This is a genomic window from Pedobacter africanus (assembly GCF_040548825.1).
In the GTDB taxonomy this organism is placed as follows: Bacteria; Bacteroidota; Bacteroidia; order Sphingobacteriales; family Sphingobacteriaceae; genus Pedobacter; species Pedobacter africanus_A.
In genome coordinates this window covers 796,694-820,244 of sequence record NZ_JBEPSL010000001.1, presented here as the reverse complement: position 1 = coordinate 820,244, position 23,551 = coordinate 796,694, and the positions used below count along the sequence as shown (strand labels likewise).

The 23,551-nt window shown below is 44.0% G+C and carries 24 protein-coding genes; 15 read left to right on the top strand and 9 right to left on the bottom strand.

Annotated features, from left to right (window positions below):
- Nucleotides 1-6: 6 nt before the first annotated feature.
- Genes ABIE26_RS03290 through ABIE26_RS03245 form a run of 10 tightly spaced genes read left to right on the top strand, consistent with a single transcriptional unit; the run spans nt 7 to nt 8,157 of the window.
- Nucleotides 7-759: a hypothetical protein gene (locus ABIE26_RS03290; protein ID WP_310140032.1), complete on the top strand. Its 753-nt coding sequence runs from the start codon at nt 7-9 to the stop codon at nt 757-759.
- A 36-nt stretch (nt 760-795) separates the two neighbouring features.
- The gene (locus ABIE26_RS03285) at nt 796-1,743 is read left to right on the top strand and encodes a gliding motility-associated C-terminal domain-containing protein (protein WP_310140033.1); all 948 of its coding nucleotides are present in this window, start codon (nt 796-798) and stop codon (nt 1,741-1,743) included.
- Nucleotides 1,718-2,728 (top strand): PorP/SprF family type IX secretion system membrane protein, encoded by a 1,011-nt coding sequence (locus tag ABIE26_RS03280; protein WP_310140035.1) that lies wholly within the window; start codon nt 1,718-1,720, stop codon nt 2,726-2,728. The genes ABIE26_RS03285 and ABIE26_RS03280 overlap by 26 nt, the downstream gene beginning before the upstream one ends.
- Nucleotides 2,729-2,787: 59 nt before the next feature.
- The gene (locus ABIE26_RS03275) at nt 2,788-3,918 is read left to right on the top strand and encodes an NAD(P)/FAD-dependent oxidoreductase (protein ID WP_310140036.1); all 1,131 of its coding nucleotides are present in this window, start codon (nt 2,788-2,790) and stop codon (nt 3,916-3,918) included.
- The gene (locus tag ABIE26_RS03270; protein WP_310140038.1) at nt 3,919-4,632 is read left to right on the top strand and encodes a methyltransferase domain-containing protein; all 714 of its coding nucleotides are present in this window, start codon (nt 3,919-3,921) and stop codon (nt 4,630-4,632) included.
- Entirely contained in the window at nt 4,629-5,681 is a 1,053-nt protein-coding gene (locus ABIE26_RS03265) for a type III polyketide synthase (protein WP_310140039.1), read from the top strand. The genes ABIE26_RS03270 and ABIE26_RS03265 overlap by 4 nt, the downstream gene beginning before the upstream one ends.
- Before the next feature lie 10 nt (nt 5,682-5,691).
- Nucleotides 5,692-6,138, top strand: coding sequence for a 3-hydroxyacyl-ACP dehydratase FabZ family protein (locus ABIE26_RS03260; RefSeq protein WP_310140041.1), 447 nt, complete (start codon nt 5,692-5,694; stop codon nt 6,136-6,138).
- The gene (locus ABIE26_RS03255) at nt 6,131-7,399 is read left to right on the top strand and encodes a beta-ketoacyl-[acyl-carrier-protein] synthase family protein (RefSeq protein ID WP_310140043.1); all 1,269 of its coding nucleotides are present in this window, start codon (nt 6,131-6,133) and stop codon (nt 7,397-7,399) included. The genes ABIE26_RS03260 and ABIE26_RS03255 overlap by 8 nt, the downstream gene beginning before the upstream one ends.
- A gap of 1 nt (nt 7,400) precedes the next feature.
- Nucleotides 7,401-7,661 carry an acyl carrier protein gene (locus ABIE26_RS03250; RefSeq protein ID WP_084240290.1) on the top strand — a complete coding sequence of 87 codons (261 nt, stop codon included), beginning with the start codon at nt 7,401-7,403 and terminating at the stop codon, nt 7,659-7,661.
- The gene (locus ABIE26_RS03245; RefSeq protein ID WP_310140047.1) at nt 7,651-8,157 is read left to right on the top strand and encodes a 4'-phosphopantetheinyl transferase family protein; all 507 of its coding nucleotides are present in this window, start codon (nt 7,651-7,653) and stop codon (nt 8,155-8,157) included. The genes ABIE26_RS03250 and ABIE26_RS03245 overlap by 11 nt, the downstream gene beginning before the upstream one ends.
- Here ABIE26_RS03245 and ABIE26_RS03240 read toward each other — a convergent pair.
- From ABIE26_RS03240 to ABIE26_RS03230, 3 genes are all read right to left on the bottom strand, one after another.
- Nucleotides 8,117-9,007 (bottom strand): Ppx/GppA phosphatase family protein, encoded by an 891-nt coding sequence (locus ABIE26_RS03240; RefSeq protein ID WP_310140049.1) that lies wholly within the window; start codon nt 9,005-9,007, stop codon nt 8,117-8,119. The two genes, ABIE26_RS03245 and ABIE26_RS03240, sit on opposite strands and share 41 nt — an antisense overlap.
- 5 nt (nt 9,008-9,012) lie before the next feature.
- On the bottom strand, nt 9,013-11,076 hold the full coding sequence (gene ppk1 / locus ABIE26_RS03235; protein ID WP_310140051.1) for a polyphosphate kinase 1: 2,064 nt from the start codon (nt 11,074-11,076) through the stop codon (nt 9,013-9,015).
- Nucleotides 11,077-11,187: 111 nt separating this feature from the next.
- A complete protein-coding gene (locus ABIE26_RS03230; protein WP_310140053.1) occupies nt 11,188-12,006 on the bottom strand; it encodes a hypothetical protein in 819 nt (272 codons plus the stop codon).
- Nucleotides 12,007-12,103: 97 nt separating this feature from the next.
- On the opposite strand from ABIE26_RS03230, the gene ABIE26_RS03225 reads away from it, so the two are divergent.
- Entirely contained in the window at nt 12,104-12,595 is a 492-nt protein-coding gene (locus ABIE26_RS03225; RefSeq protein ID WP_310140056.1) for a YajQ family cyclic di-GMP-binding protein, read from the top strand.
- A gap of 99 nt (nt 12,596-12,694) precedes the next feature.
- Here ABIE26_RS03225 and ABIE26_RS03220 read toward each other — a convergent pair whose 3' ends face one another.
- On the bottom strand, nt 12,695-14,005 hold the full coding sequence (locus tag ABIE26_RS03220; RefSeq protein ID WP_310140060.1) for a nicotinamide mononucleotide adenylyltransferase: 1,311 nt from the start codon (nt 14,003-14,005) through the stop codon (nt 12,695-12,697).
- A gap of 95 nt (nt 14,006-14,100) precedes the next feature.
- On the opposite strand from ABIE26_RS03220, the gene ABIE26_RS03215 reads away from it, so the two are divergent.
- Nucleotides 14,101-15,816 (top strand): ABC transporter ATP-binding protein, encoded by a 1,716-nt coding sequence (locus ABIE26_RS03215; RefSeq protein ID WP_310140063.1) that lies wholly within the window; start codon nt 14,101-14,103, stop codon nt 15,814-15,816.
- Here the strand turns inward: ABIE26_RS03215 and ABIE26_RS03210 are convergent.
- Entirely contained in the window at nt 15,808-16,704 is an 897-nt protein-coding gene (locus tag ABIE26_RS03210) for a mechanosensitive ion channel family protein (protein WP_310140066.1), read from the bottom strand. The genes ABIE26_RS03215 and ABIE26_RS03210 overlap by 9 nt on opposite strands.
- A gap of 101 nt (nt 16,705-16,805) precedes the next feature.
- On the opposite strand from ABIE26_RS03210, the gene rnr reads away from it, so the two are divergent.
- The 3 genes from rnr to ABIE26_RS03195 all read left to right on the top strand — a co-directional run bounded on the left by rnr (nt 16,806) and on the right by ABIE26_RS03195 (nt 20,517).
- Nucleotides 16,806-18,938, top strand: coding sequence for a ribonuclease R (gene rnr, locus ABIE26_RS03205; RefSeq protein WP_310140067.1), 2,133 nt, complete (start codon nt 16,806-16,808; stop codon nt 18,936-18,938).
- A 31-nt stretch (nt 18,939-18,969) separates the two neighbouring features.
- Nucleotides 18,970-19,938, top strand: coding sequence for a polyprenyl synthetase family protein (locus tag ABIE26_RS03200; protein ID WP_310140070.1), 969 nt, complete (start codon nt 18,970-18,972; stop codon nt 19,936-19,938).
- 210 nt (nt 19,939-20,148) lie between these two features.
- Nucleotides 20,149-20,517, top strand: coding sequence for a helix-turn-helix domain-containing protein (locus ABIE26_RS03195; protein ID WP_310140072.1), 369 nt, complete (start codon nt 20,149-20,151; stop codon nt 20,515-20,517).
- A gap of 69 nt (nt 20,518-20,586) precedes the next feature.
- Here the strand turns inward: ABIE26_RS03195 and rpmA are convergent, their stop codons facing one another.
- From rpmA to ABIE26_RS03175, 4 genes are all read right to left on the bottom strand, one after another.
- Nucleotides 20,587-21,021, bottom strand: coding sequence for a 50S ribosomal protein L27 (gene rpmA, locus ABIE26_RS03190; RefSeq protein WP_310140075.1), 435 nt, complete (start codon nt 21,019-21,021; stop codon nt 20,587-20,589).
- A gap of 54 nt (nt 21,022-21,075) precedes the next feature.
- A complete protein-coding gene (gene rplU / locus ABIE26_RS03185; protein WP_008241463.1) occupies nt 21,076-21,387 on the bottom strand; it encodes a 50S ribosomal protein L21 in 312 nt (103 codons plus the stop codon).
- Between the two features lie 82 nt (nt 21,388-21,469).
- Nucleotides 21,470-21,994, bottom strand: a complete 525-nt coding sequence (locus ABIE26_RS03180; protein WP_310140085.1) for a hypothetical protein — start codon at nt 21,992-21,994, stop codon at nt 21,470-21,472.
- Nucleotides 21,995-21,997: 3 nt separating this feature from the next.
- The gene (locus ABIE26_RS03175) at nt 21,998-23,425 is read right to left on the bottom strand and encodes a dicarboxylate/amino acid:cation symporter (protein ID WP_310140088.1); all 1,428 of its coding nucleotides are present in this window, start codon (nt 23,423-23,425) and stop codon (nt 21,998-22,000) included.
- Nucleotides 23,426-23,551 lie beyond the last annotated feature (126 nt).

Sequence of the window (23,551 nt, the reverse complement as noted above, 5' to 3'; positions counted from 1 at the left end):
AAAATCATGAAAAAGACAAGTAGAAAAATCAAATTAATTCTGGCATTTTGCTCAATGTTCCTGTTGCCAATTGCAGCATTAGCCGATCCTGCGATCTATGTTTGTAGTACAGGTACAGTTACATTGGCTTATACAGGCGCTTATACCTTGACTACCGGCGATCAAACTGTATGGCAAAAAGTTGATGCCGGAGGTACCGCCATTTCAGGATCAGCAGCAGTTGTAAAAACGTACAATGGAACCGCTGGTTCTGAAAATTTAACTGTAACCGGGGGCACAGAACTTGACGCAGCCGGTAGTCACTATTGGAGAGTGCATGTCATCAGCGCATCGGGAGCAAGTTGTACCGGTGATCCTTCTGATCCAATCGAGGTATATATGTTACCAGCATATACAGTTACCGTTACGCCACAAACAGCATCTTATTGTATCGACGGAACTACAAACACTACAAAAACAGTTATTAGTTCTTTAGCAACTCCTGCAAATTCAGCTACACTTCCTACTGGTGTTGATTTTAGCTATGCCTGGGTAACGGTACCGGGTTCAGGCGTAGGTGCAGTAGACGGTAGTGATTCCAAAAAATTCAATATGACTACTACAACTGCCGGCAGCTATACTGTTACTTCTAATGTAACCTATACGGTACCAGCAGGTAAAACACTAAAATCACCAGGAGGAACTCCATGTACAGAATCTGCAAATACAACGGTTACTGTAACTGCTAAACCTGCTAAACCAGTTATTTCAGTCTCTTAATGTCTGAATAGCGCCTCCATATTAATTGAACCCTACATGTCTAACAGAAAAACCAATTTTGTGTCAAGTCTGCTGTTGCTTAGTGCAACGGCAGGCTTTGCGCAATCTGGTGGCCAGCAAACAGTAACCGTCCCTCAAGGATCATCTGTAAAGCTAAAGGCCAATTCTGTTAATGCAGCAACCTTCCAGTGGATCAAAGACGGCGCAGCTATTGCCGGTGCTACCGCAGCAGATTATACGGTTTTAGAAGGTGGAAAATACAACGTTGTCTCCTTCAATGCCCAGGGTTGCGCGTCCGACATCTCTGACCCTGTAGTGGTCAATATCGGCCCCGCCCCGGTGCTTACCGCCGATCTGATGATCAGCAAAAATGCCGAATCAAGGGCCGTTACCATCAACGATACTTTTGAATACCTCATTCAGGTTAAAAACAATGGAACTGCAGATGCCACCCAGGTTAAGGTCAGGGATGTCCTGCCCGAGGAGCTCATTTTCCAGCAGCTCATTACTCCCATGCTGGGCTATGCCAATTACAGTCCGGGCAACCGTACCATCCTGTGGGAGATCAGCAAACTGGATAACGGACAAATGGCCGACCTGCGGATAAAGGTAAAAGCTGCCAAACCCGGTGTCATCAAAAATACAGCTACCGTAACCGCATCGGAAACCGATCCCGATCTCCAGAACAACAGTGCAACAGACAGCAAACCTATAGCGGGAATAATCATCCCTAATGTTTTTACACCAAATGGAGATGGCCTGAACGATACCTTTAAAATTCCAGGGCTGGAACTGTATGAGGCTAATGAGCTGACCATAGTAAACCGCTGGGGAGGTACGGTATACGATAAAAAAGGATACACCAACGACTGGGCTGCAACTGGCTTAAATGAAGGAACATATTTCTACCTGCTGAAAGTAAAAACCGCAACAAACAAATGGGAAGTTTATAAAGGCTATGTTACGATACTCCGCAACAAATAACAGGAAACAACTGATCCTGTCGATACTCGTCATTTGCATGGCGCTTAAAGCCAGTGCCCAGCAAGACAGCCAGTTTACACAGTATGTGTTCAATGGCCTCCATATCAATCCGGCCTACGCGGGTTACAAGGAAGATATCTATGTACAGTCTTTCTACCGCTCGCAATGGGAAGGTGTTAAAGGCGCCCCCAAAAGCTTTTCACTGGCTGCCGATGGCGCATTTCATGATGGCAACGTGGGCCTCGGCCTCATCCTTTCCAACGACCAGGTAGGTGCGCAAAGTTACCTTACTGCTTATGCCAATTATGCCTACCGGATCCGGTTGAATGACGATGGTTCATCCAGGCTGGCCTTTGGAATTGCTGCCGGCCTGATGCAGCTGGGCATGGATGGAAACAAGCTCGACAATTATGACCCGGCAGATGGGCTGATCCCTTTTGGTGCGCAGACCAATACCGTACCTGATGCACGTTTTGGGGTTTATTATGCCAGCGAAAAATTCTTCGCGGGCTTTTCTGCCACCAATGTACTGGCCAGGTACATGTCAAAAAAAAATACCGAAAACAGAATGGTCCCCGTACCGCAGCCGCATTTTTACCTTACCGCAGGAACCATGCTGAACCTGAACGAAGACATCCGGTTTAAGCCTGTCATTTTAATTAAAGACGATACCAAAGGGCCTTCTGCTGTCGATTTAAATGCATTTTTTCTATTTAAAGAGAATTTTTGGATAGGTGGTTTTTACAGGACATCCTTTGATCTTTACAAAAAGAATTACCAGCAAACCGATCTTTCCAGGCAAAATGCCATTGGTGCCATTGTTGAAGTTTTTGCTTCTCAAAACCTCAGGATAGGCTATTCTTATGATTATTCCTTAAACAAACTGCGCAGCTACAATTACGGCAGTCACGAAATATCTGCTGGTTTTTACATCAACCGGCGAAACAGCAGTAGCGACAGACAACTAAGATGCTATAAGTTTTAGGCCTTTGTAAAACTATTGAGCGGCTATATTGTATATTTAATCAGATATAGCTTTAACCAATGCCAGCAAAACCTGAAAGCAGCATTATCATTATTGGAGGCGGCCTTGCCGGCTTAACTTGCGCCCTGCATCTGCTTAAAGAGGGCTTTGACGTTATCGTTGTTGAAAAGCAAAGCTATCCCCATCATAAAGTTTGTGGCGAATACATTTCCAACGAGGTACTGCCCTATCTGCAATGGCTGGATGCCGATCCAATTATACTTAAGCCTGCTCCCATCACACGGCTTTCCATTTCCTCTCTTAATGGAAAAGTTATTGGCAGTGCGCTTCCGCTTGGCGGCTTCGGACTGAGCCGCTTTGCCCTTGATAACTTTTTATATGAAAAAGCAGTTCAAAGGGGTTGCAAACTAATAAAGGACCAGGTAACCGACGTTACATTTAAACAAAACGAATTTGAAATAACTACAGCCAGCAACGGCATGTTAAAAACAAAGCTCGCTATTGGCGCCTTTGGCAAACGTTCGGCCTTAGATCAGAAACTTTCCCGCAGTTTCATACAGCGAAAGTCGCCCTGGCTGGCTGTAAAAGCCCATTACAGTGGAATAATCCCGTCCGACCTGGTACAGCTCCACAATTTTACCGGTGGTTATTGCGGGGTTTCGCTCGTAGAAGACAATCGCATCAACATCTGCTACCTCGCGGCTTACCAAAGTTTTAAGCAACACAAAAACATTATGGATTTCCAGCAAAAGGTCCTTTACGCCAACCCTTTCCTGAAAAAGATTTTTGAAGAAAGTACTATGCTGTTTGAGCAACCGATGAGCATCAGCCAGCTTTCTTTCGAAAAAAAAGAACTGATCTGTGCGCATATACTCATGATAGGTGATACCGCAGGGCTCATCCATCCGCTGTGCGGTAACGGTATGGCCATGGCCATACACAGTGCAAAAATTTGTGCTGAACTGAGCACTGCTTATCTGAAAGGTTACCTGAGTTCCAGGCAGGATATGGAACTACAGTACATTAACCGCTGGAACCAAAACTTTAAGAACCGCTTAGTGATGGGCAGGATTTTATCGGGAGTTATGCAAAAGGACAGTTTATTTAAACCCATGCAGGGCATACTCAACAGATTTCCTGCCTTGCTGCCTTCAATTGTTAGGCACACACACGGAAAGCCCATTTATTAGATGATTATAGATACCACCAACAGAAGCGAAGTTGCCGAAACCATGGACGATTTTTCTATGGAAGGAGAAATACTGAAAGATGCACTCGATAAAATTGCCCGGATAAACCAGCTGCTGGGTGGAAATAAAGTAACGTTAAACGGTCTCAAACAACTGATAAACAAACAGAATAGAGAACGGGAAATCAGCATTCTGGATGTAGGTTGTGGCAATGGCGATATGCTCAGGTTCCTGGCTGACTATGCAGGTAAGAAAGGTCTGAAATTTAAGCTGACAGGAATAGATGCCAATGCATTTACCATTGGCCATGCCAGGCAGTTGTCTGTAAACTATACCCAGATCAGCTACCGTTGCGCAGATATATCCGAGGAACTTAAACAAGATCAGACCTATGATGTTATACTCTGTACCCTAACCCTGCACCATTTCAAAAACACGGAATTGCTGCAGCTGATGGCCGGATTTAAAAGCAAAACAAATATGGGTATAGTGGTTAATGATCTGCACAGAAGCGCAATAGCTTATTACCTGTTTATGGCCATTTGTTTTGTGTTCGGGCTCAATAAGATGTCGAGAGATGACGGCCTGATATCTATTTTAAGAGGCTTTAAAAAAAAGGAACTGCTTACTTTTTCCAAGCAGTTAAACCTTAAAAATTATACGCTCCGCTGGTGCTGGGCTTTCCGCTACCAATGGGTAATTGCAACAATATGAAGGTAAAAATTAAAACAGTTAGCAGCCAGAGCCCCCAATATTCCAGGACAACGGCAGAGATACTGCCTTTTCTGGAAGGATGGCTCACGGGGCAAGACCCGCGCTTTATCCGGAAAGTAAAGAAGGTCTTTGAAAATGCGGGGGTAGACAGGCGTTACTCCATCATGTCGCCCGAAGCCGTTTTCAGCGATAGCTCTTTTGAAGAAAGGAACCGGATCTACATCAGGGAAGGCATTGAACTGGCGAAGCTTTGTTTACAGCAGGCCTTAATCAAAGCAGACTGGGCCGCGCAGGATCTGGATTATATCATCACCGTAAGTTGTACAGGCATCATGATCCCCTCCATAGATGCATACCTCATCAATGAACTTAAGTTAAAACAAGACATTGTGCGCCTGCCCGTAACTGAAATGGGCTGCGCAGCCGGGGTTTCAGGAATCATTTACGCCAGGAATTTCTTAAAAGCCAATCCGGGCAGCCGCGCAGCTGTAATTGCCATGGAATCGCCCACAGCAACGTTCCAGCTCAACGATTTTTCTATGGCCAATATCGTAAGTGCCGCAATTTTTGGCGATGGGGCAGCCTGCGTATTGTTGTCTTCACATGAAAATGAAAGCGGACCTGAAATTATTGACGATGAGATGTACCATTTTTACAATGCCACACAAATGATGGGTTTCGACCTGAGCCATACGGGTTTGAAAATGGTACTGGATGTTGCTGTACCCGAAAATATAGAAAAACATTTCCCGGATATCATTCATCCCTTTCTGGCAAAAAACAATTTAAAAATAGAAAACATTGACCACCTGATATTTCATCCCGGAGGAAAAAAAATTATTCAGACAGTTGAAGCCTTATTTGGTAAATTAGGCAAAAATATAAACGAGACTAAAAATATTTTACGCGAATACGGAAATATGTCGAGCGCCACAGTATTGTATGTATTGGAAAGATATATGCATGGAGCGGCAAAGACTGGCGATACCGGCTTAATGCTCAGCTTCGGCCCGGGCTTTTCGGCGCAAAGAATATTGTTAAAATGGTAAAAAAAGCAACATGAACAAACAAGAGATTTTAGCACACCTGCCCTATTCCAAACCCTTTTTATTTGTAGACGAGCTGGAAGAAATTGACGAGAATGGCGTTAAGGGTTCCTATACATTTGATGCCGGGCTCGATTTTTATAAAGGCCATTTTAAAGACAACCCGGTTACCCCGGGCGTAATTTTAACGGAAACCATGGCACAGATTGGCCTGGTTTGTCTGGGTATCTACTTATCCGGAACTGCAGAAGGTGGATTGCCCGGGCATGTCATGCTGACCTCTACCGCCATTGATTTCATGAAACCGGTTTTCCCGGGAGAAAAAGTAACTGTAACTGCCCAAAAGGTATACTTCCGCTTTAAAAAGCTGAACTGTACGGTACAAATGACCAATGCTGCCGGTGAGGTGGTTTGTAAAGGAACCATAGCCGGCATGGTAACCAACAGGATGAATGGCTAAACGTGTGGTCATAACCGGCTTGGGTGTTGTTGCACCAAATGGGGTTGGCTTAACCGCGTTTACCGAAGCCATTAAAAATGGTACTTCGGGCATCAGGCACGATCCGGAGCTGGAGCGGTTGCAGTTCTCCTGCCAGATTGCGGGAAAACCTGAATTGCCCCCGGAACTGGTTGCCAGGTACATGACCGAACTGGAACTTAGAAACTTTAACAGTACAGGCATTCTATATGGCCTGATTGCCGGTATGGATGCCTGGACAGATGCACGGCTGCCTATAGAAAATAAGGAAGAGCCCGACTGGGAAAGCGGGACTATATTTGGCATGGGCACCTCGGGCATTGATAAATTCAGGGAGTCCATTTACAAAGTGGATGACCTGCAGGTGCGTAAACTAGGCAGCAGTGTAGTGGCGCAAACTATGGCTAGTGGCATCAGTGCCTGGCTGGGCGGAAAGCTGGGACTGGGCAACCAGGTGAGCAGCAACTCTTCTGCCTGCACAACCGGCACAGAAAGCATTTTAATGGCTTATGAACGCATCAAAAGCGGGCAGGCAACAAGGATGCTTGCCGGCAGTACAAGCGATAGCGGCCCTTATATCTGGGCCGGATTTGACGCCATGAAAGTATGTACTTTTAAACACAACCAGGAGCCCGAAAAAGGATCGAGGCCCATGAGTGCCAGTGCCAGCGGTTTTGTACCAGGCAGCGGAGCAGCAGCCTTTGTACTGGAAAGCCTGGAAAGTGCAATGGAAAGGGGTGCTTTTATTTACGCCGAAGTAATGGGTGGTAATATCAATTCTGGTGGACAAAGAGGTAATGGCAGCATGACTGCCCCCAATAGCCTTGCCATACAACGCTGCATACAAACTGCCATTCAAAACGCAGGTATCCAGGCCAATGATATTGATGCCATTAACGGGCATCTCACGGCCACAGCAAAAGATGCACTGGAAGTGCAGAACTGGAGCATTGCACTGAACAGAAAAGGCAGCGATTTCCCTTATATCAATAGCCTGAAAGCCATGACCGGGCATTGTTTAAGTGCTTCAGGAAGTATAGAATGTCTGGCTTCAATATTACAATTACAGCAGGGTTTTATTTTCCCATCCCTTAACTGTGAAGACCTGCACCCCGAAATTGCTGCTTTAATAGATAAAAATAAGGTGCCACAGCAAATTCTTTACAAAAACATTGATATATTAGTTAAGGCAAGCTTCGGGTTTGGTGATGTAAACGCTTGTATCATCTTTAAAAAGTACTAAAATGGAGAGAGAAGAGCTCATTGTAAGGCTTAAAGCTATTGTTGCCCCTTACACCCATGATGCAGCCGCCCTGGCAAACATCGGCCCCGATACCGATTTTATTAAAGACCTTAAAATCAATTCTGCCAACCTGGTAGATGTGGTGCTGGATGTGGAAGAGGAGTTCGATATCGAGATCGATAACCTGGAAATGGCACGCATGCTGAATGTAACAGCAACCCTTGAAATTATTGAGGCTAAACTGAAAGCACTTGATAGGTAATGACATCGTTGATTTAGGCCAGGCTGCAAAAGAAAGCAACTGGCAAAGAAAAGGTTATCTTGACAAGATTTTTACGGCCGAGGAGCGCTTCCTGATCAGTACGGCAGGAGATCCGGGGATCATGGTATGGCTGCTTTGGACCATGAAAGAATCTGCCTATAAAGTGCACAGCCGGGAAACAAAGATCAGGACCTTCACACCTGGCTGCATTGCCTGCAGCAACCTTATTCTGCTATCGGAAATTGCTACCGGAAATGTAAACTACGAAGATCAGAACTATTTTACGGCAAGCAGTATCCATGAAAATTACATCCATACCATCGCAGCACAACACAAGACAGTGCTTAAGGAAGCCTGCATCCGGATCAGCCTCTATGACCCCTTAAATGTTGACTATAAAAGTACCCAACCTGACTGTGTAAGCCACCACGGCAGTTACCTGGCCCTTATTTACCTTAATCGGCATCCACCAGGTTCTCCTCAATCAGCAGGCTGATGATCCCGTCTACCAGACCAACCTTTGGCACATAGATCTGTTTGATGCCTGTCCATTTTAGCAAAGTAATGTAGATCTCACAGGCCGGGATAATTACATCGGCACGATCAGGATTTAAGCCAAATACACTGATGCGCTCTTTAAGTGAATGTGAGTTGAGCTGATTGTAAAGGGCTTTCAGCTTGAGGAAGGTAAGCGGCATGCCTTCTTTTTCATCCGACATGCGGAACAGCTTATTGATGTTGCCGCCTGTACCTATGCCAGCCAGGTTTTTGAGTGATTTGGTGTGCTCCTTAACCCAGTTCTTCATTTCCTCCCAGGTTTCGTCCTTATCCTGGTTGTCCAGAATACGGATGGTACCGATATCAAAGGACTTGGAGGCTACGGGAACCCGGTTTACAAAAACAGAAAGTTCAGTACTTCCCCCGCCTACATCAATATACAGGTAGCTTTTTTTAATGTCCAGGTTTTCTTCAATATGATTGGCATAGATGATGTTGGCTTCACGCTGCCCTTCTATGATCTCCAGGTCTACATCTGTCAGTTTTTTGATCTTTTTAATGATCTCGGCCCCGTTCTGGGCTTCGCGCATAGCAGAAGTGGCACAGGCCAGGTATGCAGATACATGATATACTTCCATCAGATTCTTAAAGGCAGTCATGGTTTTCAGCAATTCCTCTACCTTACGGTCTGATATGCGATGGTCAAGAAAAGCGTCATCCCCCAAACGCAGAGGAACCCTTACCAGGGTATTTTTCTTAAATCCATAACCGTTCTCAGTTTTGGAAATATCGGCAATTAATAACCTGACCGCATTTGAACCTATATCTATGGCAGCATATCTTAACATTGGCTTTATTGATGTTTGTTTTTTAAATAATTATAGGTCTGCACCTGCGCCCTAATTTTGGTTTTTAAATTGTTTTTATGGTATTTATTGTTGTTCAGGCGGGTAACGTCACGCGCCTTAACATTGTCCTGCAATTGAAACTCAATGATATCCCTGATCTCCTGTTTCACCTCTTCATCCAGCACCGGGAAACCGACTTCTACCCTATGCTCAAAATTCCGGCTCATCAGATCGGCTGAAGAAAGAAACATCTCCTCCTTGCCGTTATTTCCAAAAATAAACACCCTGGCATGCTCCAGAAATTTATCAATGATACTGATCACCGTGATGTTCATGCTGAAATCCGGAACTCCGGGTACCAGCGTGCAAATACCTCGTACAATCAGCTTTACCTTAACCCCGGCATTACTGGCCTCATATAGTTTCTCAACGATACCTTCATCGGCGAGGCTATTGACTTTCAAGATCATGTAGGCAGGTTTACCCTGTCTGGCAATCTTGATTTCCCGGTCTATCAGGTGATAAAACTTATTTCTCGACTCAAGTGGGGAAACAATCAGATGTTTAAAATCTTTGGTGACGGTCTTCTTGTTCAGTGCCTTAAAGAGTTTGAGCAGATCTGTGGTAATCTCTTTTCTTGAAGTAAAAATACTGTGGTCGCAATACAGCTTGGCGGTCTTTTCGTTAAAGTTTCCTGTAGCCAGGTTTGCATAATATACCGCCCTGCCCTTTTCCATTCTTTTCACCAGGCATATTTTAGAATGCACTTTATAATCCGTAAGTCCGTAGTTTACGTTTACCCCCTCTTCCTGCAAACGGTTGGTCCAGAATATATTGGCCTGTTCATCAAACCTGGCCTTTAACTCTACCAGGCAGTTTACCGTTTTGCCGTTCTTGGCCGCATTGATCAGGGCATTGATAACCCTTGAATTCTCAGCAAGGCGATAAAGGGTAATGTTGATCTCGGTTACCTTAGGGTCAATAGCTGCCTCACGCAGGAAAAGGATAATGTAATCGTAAGACTGGTAAGGCAAATTGATCAGGTAGTCTTTCCCCTGCAATTTGTTAAAAATGCTTTCTGTGCGGTGCAATCCATGCACTTTAAGCGGTACATTCGGTTTATATTCCAGGTCCTGGCTCCCTACATTCGGAAAAGCGATAAAATCACCAAAACGATGGTACCTGTTTCCCGGAATAAGGCCCTCGGCCTCAATTTTCATTTTACTGATCAGCACGGTCAGCATTTCAAAAGGCATTTCCGTATCATACAGTAAACGCATCGGCTTACCTTTTTTACGTTTATCCAGGCTGGCCTTCAGCTCTTCAATAAACTTGTCGCTGATGTTTTTATCGATATCCAGTTCAGCATCCCTGGTCAGCTGTATAGAAAAGGCATCCAGGTTATCGTAATTGAACACATAAAAAATATCGTCCATACAATATTTAATGATGTCTTCTGCAAGGATAATAAACTTTAACCCATTGGTTTCAGGCAGTACAAGAAAGCGGGGAAGGTCTGGAGGGAGTTCTACCAATGCATATTTTTCACTCTTTGTTTTACCACCTGATGTTTTGGACAAGCGTACAAAAAAATACAGGTAGCGGTCCTTAAGCTCCGGAAAGGGCTTATCCAGGTCAATCATGATGGGTACCAGGTTAGACAAGATCCTGTCCCTGAAATGATTTCTGACAAATTCTCCCCTGGAAACATTTAATTGGGTATCGTTTAGGATAAAGATGCGGTTCTGGGCCAGCTCATTGATCAGCGTGGCCTTAAACAGCTGCTCAAACTTCCGCTCCTGTTTTACAACAATGTTTTTGATTTCATTTAAGATCTTTTTAGGGTTGAAGCCCAGCAATGCTTTCGATTTATCGTTCAGATTGCTCAGCCTGCTTAACGTAGCCACCCTTACCCGGTAAAACTCTTCCAGGTTAGAAGAAAAAATAGACAAGAATTTTATACGCTCTATCAAAGGAACGGTTTCATCCGCTGCCTCCTGTAAAACGCGCTCATTAAAATATAACCAACTGATCTCTCTGTTTAGAAATGGAGCCTTCTTCTTTGTCATTTAAAAAATCAAAAAAATCCCTGTTAAAAACAGGGATGCTCAAAACTGCGAATTCTATTGTTAAGTAATTGTTAATTATCAAGTAATTATGCAATTCTTAATTAACATCTGCTATTTCTTTTCTGCGTCAGTCTTTACCGGAGCTACAGCAGCAGCTCCATTGGTAGCTGGTGCAGCAGTGGCAGTAGGTGCAGGTGCTTTTGCAGGAACAGGTTTTGCCGCTGCTGCCGAAGATGCTGCAGGCTTAGCAGCTACAGGCTTGCTGGCAGCCGGACTTGCTTTTTTAACAGGTGCTTTTGCTCCAGCTGGTTTGGCCGCGGCAGGCTTAGCCGCTGCTTTAACCACTGGTTTTGTGGCGGCTGCTTTTTTTACAGGTGCTTTTGCAAGAGGTTTAGTGGCAGGCTTAGCCGGGGCTTTCACAGCAGCGCTAACTTCTTGTTTCACCGTTGCAGCTTTTGCTGCTACTGCCGAAGCTGCTGTTTTAGCTTTGGCTGCTACTTTAGCTGCTGGTTTTGCAATGGCACTGGCGGCTTTCTCTTCTGTAGCAATGGCCGCAACCTTAACGCTTTGGACTACCGGTTTAACTCTGGCTACCGCAGCTTTTACGGTCTTCTGCGCTTTCTTTGCGTCCTTAGCCACTACTTTTTTAACAGCAGTAACTTTCTTTTCCGCTTTTTTTACGTTTTTTTTATTCGCAGCCTTGGCTTCTTCTATCGTTTCGTTAACCGCGGCTTTAACACTTTTAAACTTCTTACTTAACTTCTTGGCAACAAATTTACTTACTATAGCAATATCCTCTCCTATCTTCTCTGCATCCTGTCCTAAATTTTTAACAGTTTCCATGATCTTTTCTGTTAAACTTTTCTCCAATTGCTTCTTCGCAGTTTTTTTTGCTGCTGCTTTTTGTGCTCTGGCTTTTTTGGCTTTCATAATTACAGGTTTTAGTTTGTTAGTGCTTATGCTAACAGGGGTTTTATGAATTTGTTTTTTATATATTTGTGCTTTTTACCCTAAAGCTATAATAATCATGCCCACTTTCGATATTGTAAGCAAAGTAGACGCGCAAACATTTGATAACGCGATGAACAATGCCAAAAAGGAGATCCTCAACCGTTACGATTTCAGCACTTCAAAAAGTACGATCGAGCACGATAAAAAAACCAATGTGATTACCGTAGTGACGGAAGATGACATGCGTTTAAAGGCTATTCAGGATGCCATCATCTCACGGATGATCAAACAAAACCTGGATGCCAAAAGCCTGGACTTTGGTAAAGAACAATATGCATCCGGCAACATGATCCGCAAGGAAATCTCAGTAAAAGAAGGCATAGATAAAGAAACAGCAAAAAAAATTGTGGCAAAAATTAAAGCAAGCGGACTAAAAGTTCAGGCCTCTATGATGGAAGACCAGGTACGTGTACAAAGCAAAAGCATCGACGATTTGCAAAAGGTTATTGCGCTTTGCAGACAGGAAGATTTTGGTCAGCCTTTACAGTTTATCAATATGAGGAACTAGCCTGTGTTGGTAAACCTTTCAGCCTGTTTAACCCATAAGTAAAAAAATAATTACACAGACAGTTCTGAACAAGACTGACCCAATTGCTATACAGCTGTATTAAACGGTTTTTACATCGCTTTCGCTGTAGTCTTCAATATCGGTGATATAGCCGTTCAGGATTAAGAAATCGAACAGTGGTTTTGCATCGGGTGTTACCGGCATATTGGCGCTGGTAATTACAGCATTCGTCTTTTTATCGAGGAAAGGATAGGCAAACAATTTCACGTTTTTGCTGAACATATCGCTCACATAACTCAGCAGCTGACTGGAATAATTCTCGCCGAAATTGCTGGAATTGAACACAAATTTTAAGTTGTTGATATTGGTCGATATCCCGACGCTTTTTGGCCTGCAGCGGTCCAGATATTTTGCCAGCTTATTGTGCCGTGCAAAATTGGATACTATAACCTTGTTTCCGGTTTTACACATCTCCTCGGCCCGTTTGGCAACTGCGCGCAGGTCTATATCGTGCATTTCCTCGCCGGCAGATAAAACATTAGACATCAATACCTCGATCAGCACGCTCAGGTTGTCTTCCTGCACATTTTCGGTACGTACAAACTGGTCTACCGCCTTGTTCAACATACTGAAGTTAGGATTAGATTTCTGTGCATATTTGGTGCGCAAAATCATGATGTCCTTTTTATACAGCAGGTCTTTAGGCAAACAAGGTTTACCATTGGCATCAAATATCGCAGCATCCGAAAAATCCTTAACAATCAGGTACAGGTTAAGCAGGATGTTATCTGCATCCTTAAATATAGGGCCGTTGACAGAGATCAGGTCAATCTCAACCGAACCAACCGTTAAATTATCGGCCAGCGATTCAATCATCGCTTTGCGGTCGTGGTTATAATAATAAGCTGCATAGACCAGGTTTACCCCTATGATTCCCAGCACATTCTGCTGCAGGGCAGCATCGGTATCCAGTAAACGGACATGAAAAAAGATCTCGTTTGGTTCCCCGCCCGGCTCGGCCTGAAAGCGGATGCCGATCCAACCATGCGGATCGTTGGATTTGTTGTAGTTTAAGGTGGTAACCGTATCGGCAAAAGCAAAAAAAGCTCGTTCCTCGTACTTCTCTGTATTTAAACGTTCAGTAAGCAGGCTGAATTCATGGCTGAGCATCTTTAACAACCTCGACTGGCTTACATACCTTCCCGAAGGTTCCACACCATAAATCGCATCACTAAAAGTCATGTCGTACGCCGACATGGTTTTAGCTACCGTACCTGATGCAGCACCAGCAGTAAAAAAATTACGGGCTACCTCCTGCCCCGCACCAATCTCCGCAAAGGTTCCGTAAATCTTAGGGTTTAAGTTAATCTTTAAAGCTTTACGCTTGGTATCAAGGATCTCTCTTTCCATACTGCAAAATTAAGCAAACAGGCCGGATTTCAGCGAGTAATTTTGCTTTCTTAAATTCGATGGGTTTCGTGCTAAATCACTACCTTGGTTCTCAGATGCTAAAGGTTAAAAGTCTGGACATACAATTCTTAAACAAGGAAGACAAATCCTGGTTTAAGGCGGTCAATAACGTAAATTTCGGGGTTGAAAAGGGTAAAGTGCTGGGTATAGTAGGCGAATCGGGCTCAGGAAAATCTGTCACCTCCTTCTCTATCATGCGCCTGCACGACCCACAGGGAACAAAAACTGAGGGCAATATTGATTTTGAGCATATCAACCTGCTCAATTTATCTGCCGAAGAGATCAGGAAATACAGGGGCAATAAAATTGCCATGATTTTCCAGGAGCCCATGACCTCTCTGAACCCCGTTTTTACCTGCGGTTACCAGGTAAAAGAAGCCATCATGCTGCACCAGAAAGTAGATAAAAACATCGCAAAGGAAAAAACCATTGCTTTGTTTAAAGAGGTTCAGCTGCCGAGACCGGAACAGATATTTGACAGCTATCCGCACCAGCTTTCGGGCGGACAAAAACAAAGGGTAATGATTGCCATGGCCCTAAGCTGTAACCCCGAATTGCTGATTGCCGATGAACCGACCACAGCGCTGGATGTTACCGTTCAGCAAACCATACTGCAGCTGCTGCTAAAACTTAAGGAAGAACGCGGAATGGCCATGATCTTTATTTCGCATGACCTTGCAGTGATCAGTGAAATTGCAGATGAAGTTGCAGTAATGTATAAAGGACAGATTGTTGAACAAGGGGCAGCGGCAACCTTATTCAACACACCCCAGCACGCCTATACCAAAGGTTTGCTGGCCTGCCGGCCTTCACCACAGCGCCTGCTGAAAAAACTGCCGGTAGTGGCCGATTTCCTGAATGACGATAAGGATACGGCCCTGGCCCACCTGCTGGAAGTTAACAGCTATACCTCAGCAGAAATTGTTCGGCGACGGGAAGAACTTTACAACCAGCCCCCTTTGCTGCAGGTAAAGCAGCTTTGCACCTGGTACCCTATAAATAAAGGCCTGTTTGGCAAAACAAGCAGTTATGTAAAGGCAGTGGACGACATCAGTTTTGATGTGTTCCCAGGCGAAACTTTAGGCCTTGTAGGAGAATCTGGATGCGGAAAAACAACTTTGGGCCGGAGTATATTGCGGCTGGTGGAGCCTACCTCGGGCCAGCTGCTGTTTGATGGGACCGACCTGGGCGCACTGAATACATCAGCACTCCGGAAAATGAGAAAAGACATACAGATCATCTTTCAGGATCCCTATTCCTCACTTAATCCCCGCTTAACAGTTGGCAATGCGCTCATGGAACCCTTACAGGTGCATGAAATGTTCGAAAACAATGAGCAGCGAAGGGCACACGTATTGAATTTACTGAACCGGGTAGACCTGAAGCCCGAATATTTTAACAGATACCCACATGAATTTTCGGGTGGACAACGCCAGCGTATTGTGATTGCGCGCGCACTGGCTTTACAACCCAGGTTTATCATCTGCGACGAGTCGGTATCTGCCCTGGATGTTTCGGTTCAGGCCCAGGTGCTCAATCTGCTCAGGGAACTGCAGCAGGAATTCGGGCTCACCTATATTTTTATTTCGCACGACCTGGCTGTGGTAAAACACATTTCAGACCGCATGCTGGTGATGAACAAAGGCAGGATTGAGGAACAGGGCTTTCCCGAAGATATTTACCATAATCCACAGGCAGATTACACCAAACGCCTGATTGCCGCCATCCCCGGAAACCGAGCTTTAGGATAGTTTGTTTTCCTTTGTGCCATGAAGTGTGGCAGATAACCTGATCAGGGCAGTATTGATGGCTCTCCTGATTTCCCGCTCCTTTACCTTATCGTACCTTTTCAGCAGGATCATCACCTTAAATATGACCACATCTTTATTGATGGCAATCGTTTTAACGGTTAGCCCCCCTTCCACTACGTTTTCAGAATAACTGTGGATCACCTTATTTAAATGGTTTTCCAGGTATTCCGGTGTAAAGCCATTGGCCAGCGACATATCGAACTCTATGCTGAGTTTTTTGGTGTTTTGTTTAGACTGGTTTACAATCACCGAACTAAAGGCCAGTGAATTGGGAATGATCACCATATCGCTGTCCTCGTTCTGCAGGATCATATTGATCAGCGTAATGTCCAGGATTTTCCCTTCATGGTCCCCTATTCTGATGTGATCGCCCAGCGAAAGCCGGTCAGAGAACATAATGATCAACCCATTGATCATGTTATTGATATAGTCTTTAAAAGTAACGGCAATAGCAGCCGCAACGATAGAAACGCTGAAGATAAATCTATCGAGGGTAATATCAAATAAAGTGACTGCCGCAACAACCATAAAAACAGTATTCAGTATGGATTCAATCCTGTTGATCCCCAGTATAAAATTATCCTTTACATTGCTTTTAAATTTATGCTTGCGGATGTACCAATAGATGATAATCAATCTTACAACTGATATGATCAGGCTCGGCCCTAGAAATACCATTACTGCCCCGGCTGTTTTTTCGATACCCGGATAATTGATATATAACAAAGGTTTGTTGATGTAAAAATAGACCAGAAATAAGTAGACAACAGCTTTACCAAAAATCATCAAAAGCTCCTTGCCCGTTTTTCTTTCTCTGTCTTCAATCATTTTTAGTCGTTTTAAGTTAAACCATGTACAGGTAATCAAAGGTACAAAATACAACAATACTCGCTTCAAATTGTTACCTTCGGGAGATTCATAAATAGATTATGGCAAAAAAGAAATCCTCTCATCTGGAAGTCGTTTTAATCCAACTGATTAGCGATGTATTGCAGAAAAGCAATAAAGAAGCCCTGAATTACAAACAGGTTTCGGCGAAACTGAACATCACCGACGCTGAATCCAGGGAAACCATACAGGACATACTTAAGGCCCAGGCCCGCAAAGGTGTATTTGCCGAACCCGAAAAAGGTAAATACAGGTTAAAAGACCTCAAAACATTCCTCACTGGTAAGGTAGATATGACAACTGATGGTTCCGCATTTGTGATTCCTGACGATGAGTTTGAAAAAGATGTATTTGTTTCGGCACGAAAACTTCACACTGCCCTGCATGGCGACAAGGTAAAAGTTTATATCTACGCCAAGAAAAGCGGGCGCAAAAATGAAGGAGAGGTTGTAGAGATCATTGAACGTGCAAAAACCGATTTCATAGGGGTTATCCGCATATCGGAACGTTATGCTTTTGTAAACATAGACGACCGCAAAATGCTGCACGATATATTTGTTCCGCTAAGCGATCTTAACGGGGCAAAGAACGGGCAGAAAGTACAGGTGAGCATTGCCGAATGGCCTGAAGGGGCCAAAAACCCAATCGGCAGAATTATGCACATCCTGGGCGAGCAGGGTGAGAACAATACCGAGATGAATGCCATCCTGGCCCAATACGGCTTTCCACTCAGCTTCCCGGCCGAAGTGGAAAACGAGGCCAATGCCATTCCCGAGCAGGTAAGTGCAGCCGAAATCAAAGGTCGCAGGGATTTCAGGAACACCGTTACCTTTACAATAGATCCGGCAGATGCCAAAGATTTTGACGATGCCATTTCCTTTAAAACCCTTGACAATGGCAATTACGAAGTAGGCGTACACATTGCCGATGTTTCGCATTACGTAAAACCCAACAGTAGCCTGGATAAGGAAGCCTATGCCAGGGCCACCTCGGTATACCTGGTAGACCGCGTAATCCCGATGCTGCCTGAACGTTTAAGCAATGGGGTCTGTTCTTTACGGCCAAATGAAGACAAACTTTGTTTTGCGGCTGTATTTGAGCTCGACGATAAGGCTAACGTGGTGACCGAATGGTTTGGCCGAACGGTGATCCATTCCGACCGCCGTTTTAGCTATGAGGAGGCCCAGGAGGTGATAGAAACCAAAACAGGGGATTATGCTGCAGAAATTCTTAAGCTCAATGAGCTGGCCTATATACTGCGCGACAGGAAATTCAAAAACGGGGCCATCAGTTTTGAAAGTACGGAAGTAAAATTTAAGCTTGATGAGCATGGCAAACCCATTGGCGTGTATGTCAAAGAACGCAAAGATGCCCATAAGCTGATAGAGGATTTTATGCTGCTGGCCAATAAAAAAGTAGCTGAATTCATCGCTAAAAAAGGCAAGGGCAAACAGAAATATACTTTCGTTTACCGCTCGCACGATTCGCCAAACCTGGAAAACCTGGGCAGCTTTGCCCTGTTTGCCGCACGCTTTGGTTACAAGATCAATATGAAATCGGACAAGGAGATTGCGAAATCCCTGAACTACCTGATGGAAGATGTGGAAGGTAAGAAAGAACAGAACGTGCTGACCCAGCTGGCCATCAGATCTATGGCCAAAGCCATTTACACCACCAAGAAAACAAGTCATTACGGCCTGGCATTCGACCACTATACCCACTTTACTTCGCCTATCCGCAGGTACCCTGACGTGATGGTACACCGCCTGCTTGCTGCATACCTGAACAACGAAAAATCGGCCAATGAGGAAGAATACGAAGTAGCTGCCTCGCATTCCTCAGCTATGGAAAAACGCGCTGCCGATGCAGAACGTGCATCCATTAAATACAAACAGGCTGAGTACCTGGAAGAAAATGTGGGCAATATTTATTCCGGCATCATATCGGGCGTTACCGAATGGGGAATGTATGTGGAGCTGACCGAAAACAAGTGTGAAGGTATGATCAGGTTAAGGGACATCACAGACGACTTTTATGTGCTCGACGAAAAAAATTACTGTATAGTTGGTCAGCGTAAACAGAAGAAATACCAGCTGGGCGATGAAGTACAGGTAAAAGTAAAAAAAGTAGACCTCTCCAAACGTCAGATCGATTTCTCTTTAATTCAACAATAAAAAATGCCCCGGGCAAACCCTTTTTAAGCTAATGTATACCCCAAACCGATTGCAGGAAAATATAGAAAACGCTATTCAGAACATCCAGTACCCGGCCCAACCGGAAAGACTTTATCAGCCCATACGTTATATCATGAGCCTGGGCGGCAAAAGGATAAGACCCGCATTGACCTTAATGGCAGCCGATCTGTTTGGAGCGGCTATAGAAAAAGCAATGCCCGCTGCCCTGGCCATTGAAACCTTTCATAATTTTACGCTGATCCATGACGATATCATGGACAATGCACCCCTGCGAAGGGGCAGACAAACCGTTCATGAAAAATGGGGCGTAAACAACGCGATCCTGAGTGGCGATGTGATGATGGTAGAGGCCAACAAACACCTCTCGATGTTGGACAGCGCAGTATTGAAAGATGCACTGGCAACCTTTAATACCACTGCACAGGGTGTTTGCGAAGGGCAGCAGCTGGATATGGAATTTGAGGAACTGCAAACGGTAAGCATTCCCGAGTACATCAACATGATCCGTCTCAAAACTGCCGTACTATTGGGTGGGGCCATGAAGTTGGGCGCTCAGGTGGCCGGAGCTACCAGCATACAGGCTGGTCAGCTGTACCAGTTCGGGGTCAACCTCGGAATCGCTTTTCAGCTGCAGGACGACATCCTGGATGTATATGGCGATCCGGAAAAATTTGGCAAACAGGTTGGCGGGGATATCATCGCCAATAAAAAAACACTGATGCTCCTGAAACTTAAAGAACTGGCCAATCCTGCTGACCTGGCTGAACTGGAAAGCCAAAGCAACAATAAAAACCATGCAGAGAAGATAAATAACATCACAGCACTTTACGACAGGTATAACATCAGAGAACTGGCCAGCATAGAAATGAGACACTACTCCGATCTGGCATTTAACGCATTAAGTAGTCTGGATGTGCAGGAAGACAGAAAGTCGCAGTTGTATGAACTTGCAGACCTGCTGATGAGCAGGGAACACTAATTCTGCTTGTCATTCTGTGCAATGATTTCCACAATTGATGCCCCAATTGCGGGCTTTTTATCGGAGTAAACCATTACAACAATCAGCTTTTCTTCAAAAAAGATGGAGTATTTGACAATATATTCCACTTTTCTATAATACACGGATATAAGATAGATTTTATGGAGCCATATTTGCGAGACGAATATGGGAGCAAATAAACTATTACTTATGGAAGAAATTCTATCAAAGAAAGACATCGGCGAACGTATCAGGGTTTTGCGGATAACAAATGGTCTTTCGCAAGCATTCATTGCCAATATATTGAATTTATCAAGAAGTAATTATTCACAGATAGAGCTAGGCAATCAGTACCCTACGTTCAACACTTTACATGAGATCGCCAGGTATTATAGCAAAACTTACGAGTGGCTGTTGCACGGCGAAGAACCTCCTAAGTCAGCGACTGAACACCCTGCGAAAATAGACCTGATTATAAATGATCTTGAAACCTCGTTCCGGAGTTTTTCCATGTCTTTAAAAAGGCTGGAGCAGGAACTAAACCACATTAAATCAAGAAGGGCCAAAGTAAGGGCCTGAGCATTTACTAAAATAAAAAAAGGGTCATAACATTTGTTATGACCCTTTTTTATGACGTAATGCCAGTAATTATTCTGCAGGAGTTGCTTCTGCTTCAGTACCTTCAGTTTCAGCTTTAACAGCTTTCTTTGCAGGTGCTTTTTTAGCAGGTGCTTTTTCAGCGCTCTCAGCTTTAACTTCTTTAACAGGAGCAGCAGCTTTGGCAGCTTTAGCAGCAGGTGCTTTTTTCTCTGCAACCGGAGCAGCTACAACTGCAGGTAATACAGAAACATATGATTTATTGTCTTGTTTCTTTTTGAAAATTACAGTACCATCTACTAAAGCGAATAAAGTATGATCTTTACCGATACCTACTCCTTTATCAGGATGATGTTTTGTACCACGCTGACGTACCAAAATGTTTCCGGCGATAGCTTCCTGACCACCAAAGATTTTGATACCTAAACGTTTGCTATGCGATTCACGTCCGTTTCTGGAACTACCGGCTCCTTTTTTATGTGCCATCTTGTTTTATATTTTATCAACTACCTTATGAGGTAACCTTATGTTTAACAATAATTATAAACTGATACCAGAGATCTGGATCTTAGTGAAATACTGACGGTGACCATTTTTCTTTTTGTAACCTTTTCTGCGTTTCTTTTTGAAAACGATTACTTTATCACCTTTTAAATGAGACACGATTTTAGCTGAAACTGTTGCGCCTTTCAATGCAGGAGCTCCTACAGAGATTTTACCACCGTCTTCAACCAACAATACATTGTCAAATTCAATACTAGCGCCTTCATCCCCTTGTAAACGGTGTACAAAAAGGTGCTGGTCTTTTGCAACTTTGAATTGCTGTCCTGCTATATTTACTATTGCGTACATTGTTAATTAATTATTATTTTTAAATTGTTTATTTTTATCGAGGTGCAAATATAGAACTTTATTTTCTAAATACACAACTCATTTAGTTTTTTAAAGCTTCTTTCTTTCCGTACCGTTCTTCCGCATCATTAATACTCTGCATCAGCAGGGTTTTCATCTGCTCGGCCAGCCCTTTCAGTTTCTGTATTTCTGCATAATCTGTAAGATACACTACCTTTTTCGACTTGGTCTTGTAATTGAACACCATCACATAGCGCAATACTTTAGAAGAGTCCAGGTTGGTACCCGAATTGGCAATCAGGTCCGGAAAATTCCAGAAACCCAGCTCACTTGCCTTGGAATGTAAGTAGAGGATATCGTCCTTCCTGAGTTTTACATTGGTTTTGATCAATGAATCCTGGGCATTTACATATTGATAGTCACCAGTAGCCGAATTGTAGGAGTTTTCAAGGTTATTTCCCAATCCCCATTTAAATTCTATCGACTCAAATTCTTTCAGTTTAAAGGGCGCATTCCTGAACATAGGCACATAATAAATAATGCAGTAAGCCAGAAAAGGGACAATAATAGTTAGTGCTAAAAATATTTTTTTTGCGTTGGTACTCATATATTATGCTTCTTTAATTTCAACCTGATCCGGGTTGTACTCACCCTCCCATTTGGCAATCACTACCGTGGCCAGACAGTTTCCTATAACGTTTAAAGAGGTTCGGCCCATATCCATCAGCTCATCAATCCCCAGAATGGCGGCGATAATAAATGTTGGCAGGCCAAACTGGTCTGCAGTTGCAATCAAAATAATTAATGATGCCCTCGGTATTGCGGCCACCCCTTTGCTGGTGATCATCAATGTAAATACGATCAGCAGCTGCTCACCAAAACTCAGGTGCATCCCTGCAGCCTGCGCCACAAATATAGAGGCAAGCGATAAGTAAAGTGTGGTTCCATCCAGGTTAAAGCTATACCCTGTGGGAATTACAAATGATACGATTTTACGGGGCACACCAAATTTTTCCATCTGGCTCATGGCCTTAGGCAGTGCAGCATCAGAACTGGTAGTCGCAAAAGCAATGGAAACCGGCTCCTTAATAGCGCTGATGAACTTCATGATCGGAAGTTTGATGTACAGGGCAATTGGCAGTAATACGATAAGGATAAAGGCTATTAAAGCCATATACAAGGTAGCAACCAGCATAAAGAGGTGCTTCAGGATATCTACCCCCATATGCCCTACTGTATAGGCCATGGCAGCACCTACCCCGATTGGGGCAAAATACATGATGACATTGGTAAACTTAAACATGGTTTCCGACAGGCTTTCACAGAAATCAACCATAGGTTTGCGTTTCTTTTCATCAACCATCGCCAGACCAACACCAAAAATAACCGAAAAGATCACGATCTGCAGGATTTGCGCATCGTAAACAGACTTCACAATATTCTCCGGGAAAATATTCCTGAAAAAAGCCAGGGTTTTGTACAGCCAGTGCACACCTTCAGGCAAGGTGCTGAGTATGCTTTCATCGGCCACATCTTTTACAGGCTTTGGTAGTTCATTATGCGGCATATTTTGAATATCTACGCCAACACCGGCCTGGGTAAGGTTGATGGCAGCCAGTCCGATAAACAGGGCGACTGTAGTGGCAAAATAGAAATACAACATCGATTTCCAGGCCATACGCCCTACCTGTTTCAGGTCGGAATGACCGGCAATACCATACACCAGTGTTCCAAAAAGGATAGGTCCCACAATGGTTTTAACCAGTTTGATAAAGCCTTTACTCAAAGGCTGCAAGGCTACGGCCACATGCGGATAATCGATTCCCACGAATACGCCCAGCACCATACATACCAGAATCCAGGTAGTCAGGTTTTTCCTTATTATTGCATAAGCTACCAGCTCAATGGCCAGCAGCCAGCGGGTTGCCATCATCACGTTTTCCGGAACATCAACAATGTTAAAGTCCTTTAGCACACCTAGCAATGCTGCAATGGTGATGAACAGCAAAGTGATTAACCCGGCCCGGTTTTGTTTCATATACAAGGTTTGTTTGATTTGCAACAAAAGTAATTAATTGCGCCAAGCCCGCAAACATTTATTATTTTTGCCCTTGTTAACGCTGTAACATTTTTAAACCGCAGCCATCTAAACACCATTAGCCTT

Bases quoted from the DNA above. Each gene is read 5' to 3' on its own strand.
- ABIE26_RS03180 (WP_310140085.1), bottom strand. From the start codon at position 21,994: ATGAGTACCAACGCAAAAAAAATATTTTTAGCACTAACTATTATTGTC.
- ABIE26_RS03225 (WP_310140056.1), top strand. From the start codon at position 12,104: ATGCCCACTTTCGATATTGTAAGCAAAGTAGACGCGCAAACATTTGAT.
- ppk1 (WP_310140051.1), bottom strand. From the start codon at position 11,076: ATGACAAAGAAGAAGGCTCCATTTCTAAACAGAGAGATCAGTTGGTTA.
- ABIE26_RS03175 (WP_310140088.1), bottom strand. From the start codon at position 23,425: ATGAAACAAAACCGGGCCGGGTTAATCACTTTGCTGTTCATCACCATT.
- ABIE26_RS03220 (WP_310140060.1), bottom strand. From the start codon at position 14,005: ATGGAAAGAGAGATCCTTGATACCAAGCGTAAAGCTTTAAAGATTAAC.
- ABIE26_RS03280 (WP_310140035.1), top strand. From the start codon at position 1,718: ATGTTACGATACTCCGCAACAAATAACAGGAAACAACTGATCCTGTCG.
- rpmA (WP_310140075.1), bottom strand. From the start codon at position 21,021: ATGGCACATAAAAAAGGAGCCGGTAGTTCCAGAAACGGACGTGAATCG.
- ABIE26_RS03260 (WP_310140041.1), top strand. From the start codon at position 5,692: ATGAACAAACAAGAGATTTTAGCACACCTGCCCTATTCCAAACCCTTT.
- ABIE26_RS03285 (WP_310140033.1), top strand. From the start codon at position 796: ATGTCTAACAGAAAAACCAATTTTGTGTCAAGTCTGCTGTTGCTTAGT.
- rplU (WP_008241463.1), bottom strand. From the start codon at position 21,387: ATGTACGCAATAGTAAATATAGCAGGACAGCAATTCAAAGTTGCAAAA.
- ABIE26_RS03240 (WP_310140049.1), bottom strand. From the start codon at position 9,007: ATGTTAAGATATGCTGCCATAGATATAGGTTCAAATGCGGTCAGGTTA.
- ABIE26_RS03290 (WP_310140032.1), top strand. From the start codon at position 7: ATGAAAAAGACAAGTAGAAAAATCAAATTAATTCTGGCATTTTGCTCA.
- ABIE26_RS03215 (WP_310140063.1), top strand. From the start codon at position 14,101: ATGCTAAAGGTTAAAAGTCTGGACATACAATTCTTAAACAAGGAAGAC.
- ABIE26_RS03270 (WP_310140038.1), top strand. From the start codon at position 3,919: ATGATTATAGATACCACCAACAGAAGCGAAGTTGCCGAAACCATGGAC.
- ABIE26_RS03195 (WP_310140072.1), top strand. From the start codon at position 20,149: ATGGAAGAAATTCTATCAAAGAAAGACATCGGCGAACGTATCAGGGTT.
- ABIE26_RS03250 (WP_084240290.1), top strand. From the start codon at position 7,401: ATGGAGAGAGAAGAGCTCATTGTAAGGCTTAAAGCTATTGTTGCCCCT.
- ABIE26_RS03265 (WP_310140039.1), top strand. From the start codon at position 4,629: ATGAAGGTAAAAATTAAAACAGTTAGCAGCCAGAGCCCCCAATATTCC.
- ABIE26_RS03230 (WP_310140053.1), bottom strand. From the start codon at position 12,006: ATGAAAGCCAAAAAAGCCAGAGCACAAAAAGCAGCAGCAAAAAAAACT.
- ABIE26_RS03275 (WP_310140036.1), top strand. From the start codon at position 2,788: ATGCCAGCAAAACCTGAAAGCAGCATTATCATTATTGGAGGCGGCCTT.
- ABIE26_RS03210 (WP_310140066.1), bottom strand. From the start codon at position 16,704: ATGATTGAAGACAGAGAAAGAAAAACGGGCAAGGAGCTTTTGATGATT.
- ABIE26_RS03255 (WP_310140043.1), top strand. From the start codon at position 6,131: ATGGCTAAACGTGTGGTCATAACCGGCTTGGGTGTTGTTGCACCAAAT.
- rnr (WP_310140067.1), top strand. From the start codon at position 16,806: ATGGCAAAAAAGAAATCCTCTCATCTGGAAGTCGTTTTAATCCAACTG.
- ABIE26_RS03200 (WP_310140070.1), top strand. From the start codon at position 18,970: ATGTATACCCCAAACCGATTGCAGGAAAATATAGAAAACGCTATTCAG.